Consider the following 231-nt stretch of genomic DNA (forward strand, 5'->3'; position numbering starts at 1 on the left):
TCCAGGTCGTCCGGCGTGCCCATGCCCGAGACGTTGAAGAAGTCCACGTACTGGCGGATGCGCAGCGCGCGGTTCTCGGCCGACTCGCCCTTGGGCGCGAAGCAGTAGATGGTCACCTCGCTCTTGTCCCCGGACAGCGGACGGCTCACCCGGATCTGGGTAGAGAACTGGTCCCTCAGGTAGCCGTTGGGGTAAAGGCAGAGGTGGCGGGTCTGGTTGACGATGGAGTCG

General features: G+C 64.9%; 1 pseudogene. It reads right to left on the reverse strand.

What is annotated here, in order from left to right:
- Positions 1–231 (reverse strand): annotated as a pseudogene (locus CVH10_RS24930) (benzoate 1,2-dioxygenase large subunit); the annotation flags it as partial.

The organism is Halomonas sp. ND22Bw, from assembly GCF_003011945.1.
GTDB classification, from domain to species: Bacteria; Pseudomonadota; Gammaproteobacteria; order Pseudomonadales; family Halomonadaceae; genus Halomonas; species Halomonas halophila.